The following is a 15,870-nucleotide window of genomic DNA, read 5'->3' as shown; positions in this document are numbered from 1 at the left end:
ACCCTGACCGTGCCGCCTTCGGGCGAATATTTGAGCGCATTGCTGACGAGGTTCTGGATCACTTGGGCGATCTCATCCCATTTGGCCGTGATCGGAACGGCCTCGCCGAGGCCGTCGAGGGAGAGATGGATCGAGCGCTCGGCCGCGATGGGCTGGAGCGCGAGCACGGTCTGGCTCAGCACTTCGCTGAGATCGATCACCGATTCGGGCGCCCTGTGTTCGCTGAACTCGATCCGCGACAGTGACAGAAGGTCGGAGACCAGATGGCGCATCCGGTCTGTCTGCTGGTGCATGATCTCAAGGAACCCATCCCAGGATTCGCGGTCATTATTGGCCGGGCCGCGCATGGTCTCGATGAAGCCGGCAAGGGCGGTCAGCGGCGTTCTCAGCTCATGGCTGGCATTGGCGAGGAAGTCAGCCCGGGCGCGCTCGGCGCGGTGGACGGCCGTGCGGTCTTCCAGGAAAACGAAGACGCTGTGGGCCATAATCCCCTGTGTGAGATGAGCGAGCCACAGCTCGTCGCCTTCGCCCGACATGAACTCGATCCGCTCGCTGGCGCCAGTCTGCGCGACGCGGTCCGTCGCTGTCAGCAGGTCTGGCTGGCGGATGACGACAGATTTCAGCGCCCCTGTCGCCTCGGGCATGCGGAACAGGCGCCGGGCGTGCGAATTAAAGGCGTCCACCCGGTTGTCCGGCGTGATATGAAAGGCTGGCACGGGCAGGGCGCTGATCATTGTGCGAACCGATTCCTGCACCGTCTGTTCAGCCGATTTCGCTGCGACCGTCTCTTCCTGAATGCGTTCGGGCGGGACGGAGCCGACGAAATAAGCAAGCGTCCCGGCCGAAAGGACCATGGCTGCTGTCAGCCCCTCAATCCAGCCGAGCGCGCCTGAAGCAATCAGAAGCAGCAGGAGCGCGCAGCCAGCCAGTGTAAGGACGACGAAATCACGGGCGCGTTCTGGACGGCGTGTGGAGGTCCGAGGGGCATCGCGTTCTGTCGAAGGCATTCGCTTTCAAACCTGTCTCATACTGTGTCCGGCAGGACGCATTCCATGGGTAAACTCAGCGTTGGAGCTGTTTCTCTACAGATTATCAACCCATTTGTGGTCCAAAAGCAGACAAAGCAGTCGTATATTGATTTTCGATAATTTTTTGTTGACAGTCGACTAATCGGCTCGTAGATCACGGACTGAATGGAATGAGGGTCGTATGAAGAAGCAAAGTGCCATCCTGGGACTTATGGTGCTCGCCGGTTGTAGCACTGTCTCCGGCGTGAGTGGTGACCCGATCGAGGTATTCCCGGTTGCGGCCGATGCGCCTGAGACATGGTCTGCCGCCGGGGTGGCCGGAGAATTGCCGCGTGCCGACTGGATCACACAGTTCAACGATCCGGTGATGGAGGCGCTCGTGGCGGAAAGCCTGCGCGCCAATCCCAGTCTTCGCGCGCGCTATTTTGTCGTCCAGGCGACCCGCGCCCAGGCGCGCAGTGTGTACGGCCGTTCGCTGCCGAATGTATCGGTAGGCGGCTCGGCCGGCGTCACCTCCACTTATGTTGAATCGGCCGATGAGCGGTTCACCGACCCGACTTACGGCTTGCGCGCCGATGCATCCTGGACGGCCGACCTTTGGGGACGGCTGCGCGCCGGCATTGAGGCAGCTGAAGCAGATCTCGTGGCCAGCCAGGCAGACCTTGCTGCCGCACAATTATCGCTCGCCGCCCAGACAGCAATTGCCTGGACAGATCTGAATGAGGCGCTCGCGCAGGAGCGGGTGGCGGTCCAGACCTATGAAGCGCGCCAGCGCATCCTTGAGTTGACAGAGCGCCGGGTTGCGCGCGGGCTGACCAATGCGCTTGATGTGCGCACAGCCAGAAGCGCGGTTGCCACGGCCGAAGCGGCAATTGCTGCGCGCCGTCTGGCCAGCGGCAATGCCGTGCGCCGTCTCGAAATCCTGCTTGGTCGCTACCCGGCCAATGAAATCGATGCGCCAGCCGCACTGCCAGACCTTGAACCGATTGAAGCGGCCGGCACGCCCGTCATGCTGTTGGCGCGCCGCCCCGATGTGGCCGCCGATGAGGCCCGTGTGGTCGCTGCAGGCCTTCGCGCCGAGCAGGCCCGTCTTGCGCTTCTGCCGAGTCTGTCGCTCTCAGGGTCTCTGACGGCAAATGAAACCGATCTGTCTGACCTGTTCGACCCGACGCGGATCGCAGCCAATGCGATTGCAAGTCTCGCCCAGCCTGTCTTCAATGGCGGGGCGCTGAGGGCAGACCGTGATGCTGCGATCGCCAATGCGGAGATTGCGGTTGCCAATTACGCCTCCACGGCCCTGCAGGCCTGGCGCGAGGTCGAGGATGCGCTTGCCGCTGACACGCTTCTTGCCCAGCAGGTCGATGCGCAGATGCGCGCGCTGGTAGAGGCGAGAGAAGCTGAAGAAATCGCCACACGGCAATATTCCAGCGGCCTGGTCACCATCTTCAATCTGATCGATGCCCAGACACGTAGACTGAATGCCGAAAGTAACCTTATTGCCGCGCGCTCTGCGCGCATTTCGAACCGTATCGCTTTCCATCTGGCACTGGGCGGCGGGATTCCGGGAGAGCCGGGATCCGATAATTCTGATATAATCGTGCCATAGAGACCGAGACCTCCCATGAAACGTATTCTTGCTCTGCTTATGCCTGTCATCGTCCTCGCCGTGCTTGTCGCCGGCGGATTTTTCCTGATGCAGATGCTGAAGCCCCAGCCAGAGAAGGCTGAAGAACAGGCGCGCGGTCTTTCGGTTTTTGCTGAAGCGGCCGAGCTGACAGACCTCGAGTTGACCGTCAGTGCGCAAGGCGAAGTGCAGCCGCAACGCCAGATCATCGTCGCGCCGCAGATCTCCGGCCGGATCTCCTTTGTATCGCCCGATTTCATCGATGGCGGCTTCATCCGTGAAGGCCAGGTCCTGGTGCGTCTCGAAGCCGAAGATTACCGTCTTGCGATTGTCCGCGCCCAGTCCGGTGTGGCCTCGGCAGAACAGCGCCTGGCCCGCGAAGAGGCCGAAGCCGAGCTTGCCATTCAGGATCTGGAAGAGCTTGGCATTACCAATACCAGCCCGCTGGCGCGCCGCGAGCCGCAACTTGCCGAAGCACGCGCGTCACTCGATTCCGCCAAGGCACAGCTCGCCGATGCGCAACTGGCGCTCAATCGCACCGCTGTGACGGCGCCCTTTTCGGGCCGGGTCCGTGAACGCAATGCCGATCTCGGCCAGTTTGTGAGCCCGGGCCAGGCGCTCGGGACAATCTTCGCGACCGATGTGGTCGAGGTGTCGCTGCCGCTGTCTGACGAGGAGATGGGCCGCGTCGGCCTGCCGCTTGCCTTCGCCGAGACAAAATCGACGCAAGGTCCTGACGTTATCTTCAAGGCAAACGTGGCCGGTCAGCCGCGCCAGTGGAACGGACGGATCGTGCGGACATCGGCGGCGATCAGTCCGCAAACCCGTCTCATCACAGCGATAGCCGAACTTCGCGATCCCTATGGCACTGGCTCTGACAATGGCGTCCCCATGGCGCCCGGTCTTTTCGTAAATGCCGAGGTCGAAGGCGAACAGGTCCAGAATGTGGTGCGTGTCCCGCGATCTGCACTGCGGGGCGTGGATGAAATCTACATCGGTGACGGACCCGCGGGCAAACTCGAGATCCGCGAGGTCGAACTTGTCTTCAGCGACGAGACCGGCGCCTATGTCAGTTCCGGGATCGAACCGGGCGAACTTGCCATCGTCTCGCCGATCCAGGCGGCGTTCGACGGGATGAACATTCAGGTTGTCGAACGTATGCCCGATGGCGAGCTGATTTCCAGAACACCCCGGAAAATCGATGCCGAACCAGAGTCCGCTGACGGCGCGGCCCTGGCTTCAGGCGACGTTGAAGGAGCTTCACAATGAACGGCATAGTCGCCTGGTGGGCCCGCAATTCGATTGCAGCAAACCTGCTCATGGTGATCGCCTTTCTGGGCGGCACGTTTGGTTTCCTCAGTCTGGAGAAAGAGGCGTTTCCATCGGCTGACTTTAACGGCGCAACGGTGTCGATCGCCTGGCCGGGCGCCTCGCCGCAGGATGTCGAGGACCAGATCGTCGTCCGCCTCGAAGAGGTCGTCGCCGATATTGACGGGCTGAAACGCCTGACAGGCGTCGCTCGCGAAGGCGTTGGCTATATCAATATGGAGTCCGAGCTCGACATCGAAATCGATGAGTTCGTCGACGAAGTGAAACGCCGGGTCGATACGATTTCCAATTTGCCGCAAGCGAGTTTCCCGCCGCAAGTTACTCGCTGGCGCGCCAACAACCAGTATATGGGCCTCGCCCTTCACGGCGATGTCGACCGAAAGACGCTGAAATATTATGCAGAAGAAGCCCGTGACGCGATCGCGCTGATCGACGGCGGGGAGCTGGCGGAAGTGAACGGCGTGCTTGGCGAGCAGGTCTCCATCGAGGTCTCCGAAGAAGCGCTGCGCCGGTATAATCTGACCTTCTCCGAGGTCGCCAATGCGGTGCGCAATTCATCGCTTAACTCTTCCGGCGGCACGATGCGCACTGACACAGGTTCGGTCGCCGTCCAGGCTCGCCAGCTGGCCGATACACAGGCCGACTTCGAGAACATCATCGTGCGCCAGTCGGTTGGCGGCGGCACGATCCGTATTCGCGATATCGCTACCGTTGTTGACGGGTTCGTCGATTTCGACCTCGACGCCACGCATAATGGTGATCCGACCGCCTTCATCATGATCGGCCAGCCGGAGAAGATGGACATCGTCGCCTATTCCGATGCCATCAAGGAATATATGGAGCGCGCAAATAGCGGCAGTGGGCCGGACGCGCTTCCGGGCGGGCTCACGCTCGATCTCCTGTTTGACGATTCCGAAGTCTACAGAGGCCGCATGGCCACGATCAGCTCTGCAGCGACGCAGGGGATGATCCTCGTGCTCATTATTCTGATCCTCTTCCTGCGCCCCGCTGTGGCGTTCTGGGTGACGATCGGGATCGGAACCGCATTTGCGGGCGGCATGCTGATCCTGCCATTGTTCGGTGTTTCCCTGAACTTCCTGTCTCTGTTTGCGGTGCTGCTGGTGATCGGCGTTGTCGTCGATGACGCCATCATTGTCGGTGAGAATATTCACAAGGAAGTCGAGAGCGGCAGGCGAGAAGGCCTCGATGCGGCAACTGTCGGCGCGCAGCTCGTTCTGAAGCCTGTGATCTTCGGCGTCATAACGACCATGATCATGTTTGCGCCATGGATGCTCCTGCCGGGACCAGAGCGCCAGTTTACCGCTCAGATTTCCTATGTGGTCATCGCGGCGCTGACCTTCTCCCTCATTGAGTCGCTTCTGATCCTGCCGGCGCACCTTGCCCATATGGAGCCGCAGAAGTTTGACGGTCCGGTTGGCAAGCTGCTGAAACTGCAGCAGACGATCGCAGACAGCCTGCTGACCTTTGCCAACAAGATCTACAAGCCCCTGCTCGAGGCGGCTGTGCGCCTCCGCTATGTGACCGTTGCTGTGTTCGTCTCGATGTTCGTATGGGCGGTCATGCTGCTCCAGACGGGTATTGTGCCTTTCTCCTTCATGCCGGAGATCGAGAATGACCTGATCCAGGTCGAAATCGATCTACCCGACGGCTCGCCGCAGTCGCGTTCGCTACAGGTGCGTGACCAGTTGCGCCTGGCCATTGAGCAAGCGGAAGCCGAACTTCAGCGGAAATACCCACAGCTGACTGAGCCCATGATTCCCGGAACCTCGATTGTGGCGACGGAAGGCAATGTTCAGGCCTGGGTTGGGCTCATGAGCGCCGAAAACCGTCCCACGGGTGTGAGCTCCAAGGAAATCACACAGACCCTGCGTACAGCTTTCGGCGATGTTCCCGATGCCGAGGAAGTGAACTTCTCCTTCACGATCAACCAGTCCGACAATTCGATCCGGTTCGCGCTCAATCATGACGATCTGGACCTTCTTCGCCGGGCTGCAGATGAGGTGAAGGAGCAGCTGTCCAGCTATGACCAGACCTATGATATCGGCGACAATCTCTCCTCTGCCGCCGAAGAAATCCGCGTTGAGCTGAAGCCCGGCGCGACCGCGCTCGGCATCACCCTGGCAGATGTGACCCGCCAGATCCGTCAGGCCTATTATGGCGAACTGGTGCAGCGCCTGCCGCGCGATGGGGAAGATGTCGAAGTGCGCGTTCGCTATCCTGAAGAGACACGCCGCTCGATTGATAGCCTGCGCGATCTGCGCATCCGCACAAGCGACGGACGCGAAATTCCCGTGCTGCAGCTGGCGGAGATCTCGTTCGAACCGGGCGTCAACCGTATCCTGCGCCGTGAGCGCCTCCGGTCCGTGACCGTGTTCGCCGATCTCGTTGGCGACGGCACGCGTGATGTCATCTCGCAGGAGATGGAGCAGAACTTCTGGCCGGAATTCAACAAGAAGTATCCGGAACTGACGCGCGGCGCCGTGGGCTCTGCCGAGTCTGAAGCGGAGTTCTTCGCCGACATCAACCGGCTCTACATCATCGCCTTCGTGATGATGTACGTTCTGCTGGCGATTGCCTTCCAGTCCTATACCCAGCCCGTCCTGCTGATGATGGCGATCCCGTTCGGTTTTGCCGGCGCGGTGTTTGGACATGCCGCCTTTGGGGTTCCGATGGCGATGTTCTCGATGTTTGGCATCGGCGCGGCAGCAGGTGTCGTGATCAACGACAACCTTGTTCTGGTCGACTATATCAACCGAAGGCGGGACCAAGGGGCAGGCGCCCTCCAGGCCATCGTTGATGCTGGCGTCTCGCGCTTCCGCCCCGTGCTGCTGACCTCGGTCACGACTTTTGTCGGCATTTTGCCAATGATCTCTCAACAGTCGGTACAGGCCCAGTTCCTGAAGCCGATGGTGGTTTCACTCGGCTCTGCGGTGGCGTTCGCACTCTTTGTTTCGCTGCTCATGGTGCCAGCGCTCTATGCCGTCGGCTGCGAAGTGGGCCGGATTTTCCGCTGGAGCTGGGGCGGACGGCCCTATCGCCAGATTGGTGAATCCTATGAGGGCGATGTGCATATCGATGAGGAAGAACTTATCGGCACCAGCCAGGGCGGCCGGCCACAGCCTGCAGAATAAAAGCTGCAGCAAATGGGCTGCATTCAGCTAGCCTGTGCCTTAAACAGACTCGAACGAGTGAAAATTTACCCCTTAGGAGACCTTTAATGCGATCACTTTTCCTTGCCGGAACAGCTTTGGCTGTGCTGGCGGCCTGTACGACGAATGCCCCCGTTGAAGAAACACAAACTGTGGCAGTGGTGGAGCCACCCGTAGAGGAAAGGGAAGTGGTTACGGTATCCAGGGATGATTGGGGCGATTTCGGCATCGACCTTGCCTCCATGGACACCGCTGTGCGTCCGGGCGACGATTTCTTCGCCCACATGAATGGCACCTGGTATGACGAATTCGAGATTCCGGCCGATCGTACCAATTACAGCTCATTCAGCCTGCTACGCGAGAAATCAGAACAGCGCGTCCGCTTCATCATTGATGATCTCGCTGAAGCAGAGCCGGATCCGGCGACCCTCGAAGGTAAGATTGCCGCGTATTACAATGCCTATCTCGATACAGATGCCATCGAGGCTGCGGGCATTGCGCCCGCCCAGCCATATCTTGACCGGATCGCCGCCGTCTCGACGCGGGAAGACCTCGCGAAAATCTTTGCCGCGCCGGGCTTTTCCTCTCCCGTGGCCGGCTGGGTCGATGTCGACTCCAAGGATACTGAAAACTATATTTTCTACCTGACGCAGGGCGGCCTCGGCTTGCCTGACCGCGACATGTATCTTGAGGACACCGAAAAGAACCTCGAATATCGCGAAGCCTACAAAGAGTATCTCGCGCTGCTGCTGGGCGAGGCGGGATATCCTGATCCTGCGCAGTGGGCCAATGCGGTCTACGATCTCGAGCACAAGATCGCCGAAGCGCAGTGGGACCGCACGATCAGCCGCAACCGCAGCCTGACCTATAACAAGCTCTCGCGCGAAGAGCTGGTCGCGCTGGAACCGAACTTCCCGGTGGCGACGGTTCTCGAGGAAATGGGGCTCGGCGAAGAGGATGCATTCGTGGTGCGCCAACTCGCGCCGACAGCTGACGAGATCGAGGAGTACGGCCTGACGGGCGAACAGCTCGCCGAGATCTCTGGCGGCGGCATTGTCGGCATTCTGGATCTGATGGCGAGCGAGCCGCTTGAGACCTGGAAGGCCTATTCGGCAGCCCACTTCCTGTCGAACCGGTCCGATGTTCTGCCTGCAAAGATCGATGAGGCAACCTTCGACCTCTATGGCAAGCTGCTGAATGGACAGGAAGAACAGCGCGAGCGCTGGAAGCGCGGCGTGCAATCAGTTGAAGGCGCGCTCGGCGAGGGTGTCGGCAAGGTCTATGCGGCGCACTATTTCCCGCCAGAAAACAAGGCGGCCATGGACGAGCTGGTTGAAAATCTCCGCAAGGCGATGGCTGACAATCTGCGCGAAATTGACTGGATGAGCGACGAGACGAAGCCTGAAGCCTACGACAAGCTCGCAAAATTCACGCCGAAGATCGGCTATACCGAGAAATTCGAGACCTATGATGATTTCGCAGCCGGCAGCGACGCTTTCACCAATGATATGGAAGCCAACCGCTGGGGTTTTGAGGATATGCTGTCGAAGCTCGGCGGGCCGATCGACAAGACGGAATGGTTCATGCTGCCGCAGACGGTGAACGCGTACTATTCGCCGAACCGGAACGAGATCGTCTTTCCGGCAGCCATCCTGCAGCCGCCCTTCTTCAATATCTCGGCTGACCCTGCGATCAATTATGGCGCCATTGGCGGTGTGATCGGTCATGAGATGGGTCACGGCTTTGATGATCAGGGCGCGAAATCCGATGGCGACGGTGTGCTGCGCAACTGGTGGACGGACGAGGACGAGGCGGCCTTCAAGGCTCTGACCGACGCGCTTGTCGAACAGTACAATGCCTACTGCCCGATTGATGAGGGTGAGACCTGCGTCAATGGCCGCCTGACGCTTGGCGAAAATATTGGCGACCTTGGTGGGCTTTCCATGGCCTACAAGGCGTACAAGCTGAGCCTTGATGAGAATGGCGACGGCGAAATCAGCGCAGACGAAGAGGCACCTGTTCTTGACGGTCTGACCGGTGACCAGCGCTTCTTCATGGCCTGGGCGCAAGTCTGGCGGGCGAAGTACCGCGATGATGCGCTCCGCCAGCGTCTACTGACGGACCCCCATTCGCCGCCTTATTACCGCGTCAACGGCATCGTGCGGAATTTCGACGAGTGGTACGAGGCCTTTGATGTGACGCCCGACGATGCGCTCTACATCCCGCCGGAGGAACGTATCCGCATCTGGTAGGCCTTGAATGTTAGCAAAAAATCCAGGGAAGGGCCGGCAATATGGCTGGCCCTTTCTTGTGCGGATAATCCGTGTGCGTGCTAAATTTATCCGGCGTTCGTCTATTTTCCGTCTTCACAAACCTCCAACGATTGGGTTTCATTTGGCCATGCGGAACTCTGGGGAGGGTTGAGCAATGCCGATGCCGAAGGCGGTCCAGACCTATTTTGACGAACTGGACGGGCCGATGAAGACAGTCGCCGTCGCGATGGGCGATGCTATCGTCGCGCAACATCCAGGTCTGAAGGCGACGCTCGCCTGGGGCTCTCCGTGCTGGTTCGGCCATGAGCGGATATTCTCGGTGATCGCCCACGCGCGCCATTGTAACCTCCAGCTCTGGTCAGGCGCCCGGCTGGCCGAACACTATCTCGGCCGGATCGAAGGCACGGGCAAGCAGCTGCGCCATGTAAAGATCCGGTCTGAGAGCGAGATCGATGACGAACTGATCGATATCATCGACCGCGCTGTGCAGCTTGACGACGTTGACCCGGTTCGCGTGCGCTAGGCCTTGGCGCGGGCGCGCGGCGGTCTATCTTACGAAACCTGATTATTGGAGCTTCCAGCCATGCGCCATTTGACCCTCGCCATCCTTCTAGCCGCCTCAGGCGCGGTAAACATTCCCGGTGAAACCGCGTTCGCCGAGGGTCCAGCTCAGCAAGGAGAGGCTGCGATGAGTGCCAGCGTAAGCGATGTAAACTTCACCTCTATCGACGGGGCGCCGCTGCCCATGTCAAGCTTTGACGGCAAGGTTGTCCTCGTGGTGAACACCGCCTCGAAGTGCGGATACACGCCGCAGTATGAAGGCCTGCAGGCACTTTCCGACACATATGAGCCGCAGGGCTTTACCGTGCTTGGTGTGCCGTCAAATGATTTTGGCGGTCAGGAGCCCGGCACCGAGGAGGAGATCAAGACCTTCTGCGAGATCAATTTCGGGGTCGATTTTCCGCTGACGTCCAAGGCCCATGCTGTCGGCCCGGAGCAGCACCAATTCTGGCAGGTCGCGAAAGCGGAGCTCGGCGATGCGGCAGAGCCCAAATGGAACTTTCATAAAGTTCTGGTCGGCAAGTCCGGCGAGGTCCTGAAAGCCTATCCCTCATCGGTAAAGCCGATGGACGAGACCCTCACGGCCGACATCGAAAGCGCGCTGGGAAGCTGAGCCTGAAAAGGCAATGAGGCCGCGCTCGATAGGGGCGCGGCCTCGAAATTTCCCCGCAACTATAGCGTCGGATTGATCAGGAATTTCTCGCCTGTGCGCTTGGCGTTGTAGGTCTTCAGCGTTTCCGGATCGAGCGCTTCGGTGAGCGAGATCTCATCTGTGTAATGGCTCGCAAACGTCGTCTTGAGCTCGCTCATCACGCGGTTGCGCAGTTTGGCCCGGCCCTCTGCGCCGATTTTCTGAAGGAAATAGGTGAGCAGATAGCCGCCTGTGCTCCACGCCATGCCGACCCCTGGGGGAATCATGGTCGGGCTGACATCGAGGCGGCCATAGATGTAGACATGTTTCGGAGAGGCCGAGCCGTAGCGGCTATATTCGGACCCGCGCGACGCCGCCGCCTCCATCGCCGTCAGAATCTGGCCGGCGAGCCTGCCGCCGCCAATTGCATCGAAGCCCAGCGTGGCCCCCGTCTCAGCCAGCGCATCAATCAGATCGCTCATGAAGCCATCTGAGCTCGAATTCAGGACGTATTTTGCTCCAAGATCGCGCAGAATTTTCTCCTGCTCCGGCTTGCGCACGATGTTCACCAGCGGCACGCCGTCGGCGATGCAGATCTTGTTCAGCATCTGGCCAAGATTTGACGCTGCCGCTGTATGCACGAGCGCTTTGTGGCCTTCCATGCGCATGGTTTCAGGAAAGGAGAGTGCGGTCAGCGGATTGACGAAGCAGGAGGCGCCTTCGCGCGCTGTCGCATCTTCCGGCAGGGCCATGACCTGCGCCACGTTCAGGATGCGGTAGTCGGCATAGAACTCGCCGCCCAGCGCTGTCACTGTCTTTCCGAGCAGTGCCTGCGCAGCGTCTGACTTGCCCGCCGCCACGACTGTGCCGGCGCCTTCATTGCCGACAGCCAGGGACTGATCGACGCGCGCCTGCATCGCCCGCATGCCCGGTTCGGGGATGTCCGCCGTCAGCACAGGCCGGTCGGCACTTCCCGCCGCCTTGAGCGTCGAGAGGTCCGCCGCCCCGACAAGCAGGCCGAGGTCGGACGGGTTGATCGGTGTCGCCTCGACGCGCACGATCACTTCGTCATCATTCGGCTCGCGGATATCGACGTCTTCGAGCGAGAGTTCCAGCTCGCCGGAGGACTTGACGAGGGTTCTCAGCTGCCGGCCCTTGGCGGGTACGGATTGCGACATGGACAGTCTCCCTTGGTGTGTTTCTTTCGCGATACCTTGGCCGCAATGGAAAGCCGGCACAAGCGCTCACGCAGCGTCTGCGAGCTGGTGAAATTGAAAAGCCATCATTGGGCGAGGCCTTGACGCTGCGTCCACGGAAGCGCACATCTCCCACTCGATATTCAGCATAGCCGCGGAGGAACAGATGGCTCAGGATCCCATAGTAATTGTAGGCATGTCACGCACCCCGATGGGTGGCTTGCTGGGGGACCTTTCAGGCCTCTCTGCAAATGAGCTTGGCTCTCTTGCCGTAAAGGCGGCCGCTGACGAAGCAAAGCTTGGCTCAGATGAAGTCAATGAGATCATCATGGGCAACTGCCTGCCCGCCGGTCAGGGCCAGGCGCCTGCGCGCCAGGCCGCCATCAAGGCCGGTCTCGACAAGGGAACCGAGGCAACCACGATCAACAAGATGTGCGGCTCCGGGCTGCAGGCGGCCGTGATGGGCGCCAATGCCATCGCAGCCGGCAATGCCAATGTCATCGTCGTCGGCGGCATGGAATCGATGACCAATGCGCCGCATCTGGTCGACATGCGCAAGGGTCACAAATACGGCGCGACCGGCATGAAAGACCACATGGCAACCGATGGCCTCGAAGACGCCTATGCAGGCGGACCGATGGGCAATTTCGCGGACATGATCGCGCGCGAATACCAGTTCACCCGCGAGCAGCAGGACGCCTATGCGCTGGAAACACTCGCCCGGGCCCAGAAAGCCACCGAGGACGGCAAGTTCAAGCGCGAGATCACGCCCGTGACGATGAAAACCCGCAAGGGCGATGTGACCGTAGATACAGATGAGCTGCCACGCACGGCGCGCCCGGACAAGATCCCGACCCTTCGCCCCGCTTTTAACAAGGACGGCACGGTGACAGCGGCCAATGCGTCTGCAATCTCCGACGGCGCTGCAGCGCTCGTCCTGATGACACAGTCCGAAGCCGAAAAGCGCGGCCTCAAGCCGATCGCGAAGATCGTCTCTTCCTCAAGCCATGCGCACGAGCCGGAATACTTCACGACAGCGCCCGTGCCGGCCATGAAGAAGGCCCTCGAAAAAGCCGGCTGGAGCAAGGACGAAGTGGGTCTCTGGGAGATCAATGAGGCCTTTGCGGTCGTCCCGATGATCGCGATGAAAGAGCTCGGCCTTTCGCATGACATCGTCAATGTGCATGGCGGCGCCTGCGCGATGGGTCATCCGATCGGCGCTTCCGGTGCGCGTATCCTCGTGACGCTACTGGCTGCGATGGAAGATCGTGATGTGAAGAAAGGTGTCGCCTCGCTCTGCATCGGCGGCGGCGAAGGCATCGCCATGTGTGTCGAGCGCGCCTAGACGCCCGGCGATTGCCAGCTGATTGCCCGGGCCGTCTGCCGTTGTCGATCACTTCCGTGAGCAGGCGGGCTGGTGCCGGGCGCTTGGCTCGCCGCTGACGGCGGATCTCTGTCTCGCCTTTGCCGGCGACTTCGACGCGGGCGGCGTGATCTATCGCCTGACCGCAGACTGGCCGGGCAGCCCGCGCAAGGATGCGCTGGCACTTCGGCTCACAGGTTTTCTCCACCACGCGGTGTTGAGCGGCGCTGCAGAGGTGCTCGGCGCTGAGTATCCCGCCGCCCAACCGGACTGGTCGATTGACCGGATATGGCCCCTGGCGCGCCAATGGCTGCAGTCAAATACCGACTCGGCCAAACGCTTCATCGAGCGCGCGCCGCAGACCAATGAAACGCGGCGCAGCATCGCCATGCTGCCGGGCTTCCTGGAGCTGGCCGCGCGGTTTGAGATGCCGATGCATCTTCTTGAGCTTGGCGCGAGTGCTGGCCTCAACCAGAATTGGGATCGCTTTTCCTATGCAACCGACAAGTGGCAGCTGCGGCGGGAGCCAGAGAGCGGTGTCGTCATCAGGACTGATTGGCAGGCACCGCCGCCGGCTCATCTTGATGCCAGCCCTGAAGTCGCGAGCCGCGCAGCGTGCGATCTCAATCCAATCGATATCAGCGATCCGGACCAGAAGCTTCGCCTGAGATCCTATGTCTGGCCAGACCAGGCTGAGCGGCTCGCCCGGCTGGATGCAGCGATCGAGCTTGCGCGACAGACAGGCGTCAGCGTTGAGAAGGCTGATGCGCTGGACTGGGTGAGCCGCAAACTCGCCGCGCGCCCGAAGACCGGACTGACGGTTGTCTATCACTCTGTCTTTCTGATCTATCCGCCGCGAGACGTGATCAAGGCCATCATGTCTGCGATTGACGAGGCGGGCGCGGCAGCAACCGAGGCGGCTCCGCTGGCCTGGCTTTGTTGCGAGTCAGAGGCCCTATTCGGTGGTAGCCCGTCTTCCTCCGGGATGGTGACCAGGCTGCAGACCTGGCCTGGCGGGCAGGCGACACTCCTCAACCGCTCGGACGGGCACGTGACTAAAGTCACACCGGCCTGAGTGCTAGTCTGCGCCAGCGAGCTTTTGGCTTACCGACGTGACGACCGCATCCGTCGCAGCGCGGCTCGCATCCGTGAATTCATTGCTGTTGACGACGATGACAGCGTCGAATTCGGGAAGGAGTACGGCGCGTGACAGCCACGCTGTGTTCGAGCCGGCATGGGCATAGACGCGGCCGGCTACCGCGTCATCCTGAACGCCCCATCCCATCGCGTAGACGGCCGTCTCATCTGGCCATGGGGCGAAGAGGCGGGTGCGCATGGCGGGTGTGATCAGCCTGCTGGCCGGATCGACAAATTCGAGCAGAAGGCGCGCATGGGTCTCAAGCGGCACATGCAGCGTGCCAGCCGGCCCCAAGGCGCCCGGATTGTCGGCCCCGCCTCCGCGTCCGACAGATTGCTTGAAGCCGAAAAGGTTGCGCCGATGTCCCTGCAAGCCCGTCTGGGGCGCGCCGGTCCCCCAGCCATCGGACCAGTCAGAGCCTTCGACCTCGAAGACGTAATCCTTCATTGCCTGTCGCCAACTTGTGCCGGTGATCAGTTCGATGGCGGCGCCTGCGACGATGTAATTGAGATTGCTGTATTCGAACGCGCCGGTGGGCGATGGAGGGGGCGCGTCGAGCAGGCGCTCAACAGTTTCGAGGCGCTGTTGCGGCAGTGATTTGCTGTCAGCATGCCGGGCGATCAGCCAGCCAGGCCCCAGCTGTCCAACACCCGACCGATGGGCAAACAGGTCCTCAATGGTGATGTCAGTCCAGGCTGGATCGATGGTCTCGACATGGCCTTCGAAAAGATCGGCAACAGACGCGCCCCAGTCTGCCTCGCCGGCGTCAACGAGGCGGGCATAGAGGAGGGCAGTCAGCGCCTTCGTATTGGAACCGATGTGCCAGGCCTGGTCTGGTTCGGCCGGCGCATCGCTGCCTTTGCGGGTCATGCCGGCAACCGCGACAATGACACCGCCCTCCAGCCGGGCGACCGCGGCGCCAAGCGCTACAGGCTCATACTCGCTAAAGGCCTCGTCGACAGTGGACTGAAGCCATTCCTGATCAAGCTGTTGAGCGCTTGCCGCCTGCGCCGCGAGGAAAAGAAACGAAAAAACAAGGCTAAGGGCTTTCATCAAAGCCTCCCGAACTCAGCTCGCCGGGACGTAATCGCTTATAAGCCCGAGGGGCAGCGCGGTGGTCCGCTTGGCAACATTAATGACAATCCGCGACTGGACATCCGAAACAAGACCGGAGCCCAGGAGTTGGTCTCTCAGGAAGGAGTCATAGGCATGCATGTCGGTTGTTGTGATCCGCATGACGTAGTCCACCGCGCCGGTCACGGTCATGCATTCAAGGACTTCCGACCACTTGCCGACAAGCTGTTCAAACTTGTCGAGATTTTCCTTGCTCGGCAGGGCAAGTTTTACGCTGGCGACAACTTCAAATCCAAGCCCCAGCGTGTCGCGTTCCAACAAGGTCACGCGCCCTTTTATGATGCCGGCCTCCTCCATCCGCTTGATCCGGCGCCAGCAGGGCGAGGACGACAATCCAACGCGATCGGCGATTTCGGCCACGGAAAGCGCCGCATCCTTCTGGATGAGGTCAAGAATCTTTGCGTCTATGGCATCAAGCGTCTG

12 protein-coding genes are annotated in these 15,870 nt (G+C 60.7%); 8 read left to right on the top strand and 4 right to left on the bottom strand.

Going from position 1 to position 15,870, the window contains the following annotated elements:
* A partial coding sequence (locus WA989_RS03900; protein WP_424339206.1) for a histidine kinase dimerization/phospho-acceptor domain-containing protein occupies nt 1-1,007 on the bottom strand: 1,007 nt, incomplete at its 3' end.
* Nucleotides 1,008-1,209: 202 nt separating this feature from the next.
* Here WA989_RS03900 and WA989_RS03895 point away from each other — a divergent pair.
* The 6 genes from WA989_RS03895 to WA989_RS03870 all read left to right on the top strand — a co-directional run bounded on the left by WA989_RS03895 (nt 1,210) and on the right by WA989_RS03870 (nt 10,598).
* Nucleotides 1,210-2,634, top strand: coding sequence for an efflux transporter outer membrane subunit (locus WA989_RS03895; RefSeq protein ID WP_424339205.1), 1,425 nt, complete (start codon nt 1,210-1,212; stop codon nt 2,632-2,634).
* Nucleotides 2,635-2,649: 15 nt separating this feature from the next.
* Nucleotides 2,650-3,921, top strand: a complete 1,272-nt coding sequence (locus WA989_RS03890) for an efflux RND transporter periplasmic adaptor subunit (RefSeq protein ID WP_424339204.1) — start codon at nt 2,650-2,652, stop codon at nt 3,919-3,921.
* On the top strand, nt 3,918-7,133 hold the full coding sequence (locus WA989_RS03885; RefSeq protein WP_424339203.1) for an efflux RND transporter permease subunit: 3,216 nt from the start codon (nt 3,918-3,920) through the stop codon (nt 7,131-7,133). Before WA989_RS03890 ends, WA989_RS03885 begins: the two co-directional genes overlap by 4 nt.
* 86 nt (nt 7,134-7,219) lie before the next feature.
* The gene (locus WA989_RS03880) at nt 7,220-9,403 is read left to right on the top strand and encodes a M13 family metallopeptidase (RefSeq protein WP_424339202.1); all 2,184 of its coding nucleotides are present in this window, start codon (nt 7,220-7,222) and stop codon (nt 9,401-9,403) included.
* A 175-nt stretch (nt 9,404-9,578) separates the two neighbouring features.
* On the top strand, nt 9,579-9,947 hold the full coding sequence (locus WA989_RS03875; protein ID WP_424339201.1) for a DUF1801 domain-containing protein: 369 nt from the start codon (nt 9,579-9,581) through the stop codon (nt 9,945-9,947).
* Between the two features lie 60 nt (nt 9,948-10,007).
* Nucleotides 10,008-10,598 (top strand): glutathione peroxidase, encoded by a 591-nt coding sequence (locus WA989_RS03870; protein ID WP_424339200.1) that lies wholly within the window; start codon nt 10,008-10,010, stop codon nt 10,596-10,598.
* 59 nt (nt 10,599-10,657) lie between these two features.
* Here WA989_RS03870 and WA989_RS03865 read toward each other — a convergent pair whose 3' ends face one another.
* A complete protein-coding gene (locus tag WA989_RS03865; RefSeq protein ID WP_424339199.1) occupies nt 10,658-11,794 on the bottom strand; it encodes a zinc-binding dehydrogenase in 1,137 nt (378 codons plus the stop codon).
* A gap of 184 nt (nt 11,795-11,978) precedes the next feature.
* Here WA989_RS03865 and WA989_RS03860 point away from each other — a divergent pair, with 184 nt between their 5' ends.
* Both WA989_RS03860 and WA989_RS03855 read left to right on the top strand, forming a co-directional pair.
* Nucleotides 11,979-13,157, top strand: coding sequence for a thiolase family protein (locus tag WA989_RS03860; RefSeq protein WP_424339198.1), 1,179 nt, complete (start codon nt 11,979-11,981; stop codon nt 13,155-13,157).
* 22 nt (nt 13,158-13,179) lie between these two features.
* On the top strand, nt 13,180-14,250 hold the full coding sequence (locus tag WA989_RS03855) for a DUF2332 domain-containing protein (protein ID WP_424339197.1): 1,071 nt from the start codon (nt 13,180-13,182) through the stop codon (nt 14,248-14,250).
* 3 nt (nt 14,251-14,253) lie between these two features.
* On the opposite strand, the gene WA989_RS03850 is transcribed toward WA989_RS03855, so the two are convergent.
* Entirely contained in the window at nt 14,254-15,366 is a 1,113-nt protein-coding gene (locus WA989_RS03850; RefSeq protein ID WP_424339196.1) for a serine hydrolase domain-containing protein, read from the bottom strand.
* Between the two features lie 15 nt (nt 15,367-15,381).
* A partial coding sequence (locus tag WA989_RS03845) for an Lrp/AsnC family transcriptional regulator (RefSeq protein ID WP_424339195.1) occupies nt 15,382-15,870 on the bottom strand: 489 nt, incomplete at its 5' end.

This window comes from Henriciella sp. (assembly GCF_049649345.1).
GTDB lineage: Bacteria > Pseudomonadota > Alphaproteobacteria > Caulobacterales > Hyphomonadaceae > Henriciella.
Note: the sequence above shows the minus strand (reverse complement) of the source record. Positions and strands in the feature narration are given on the sequence as shown.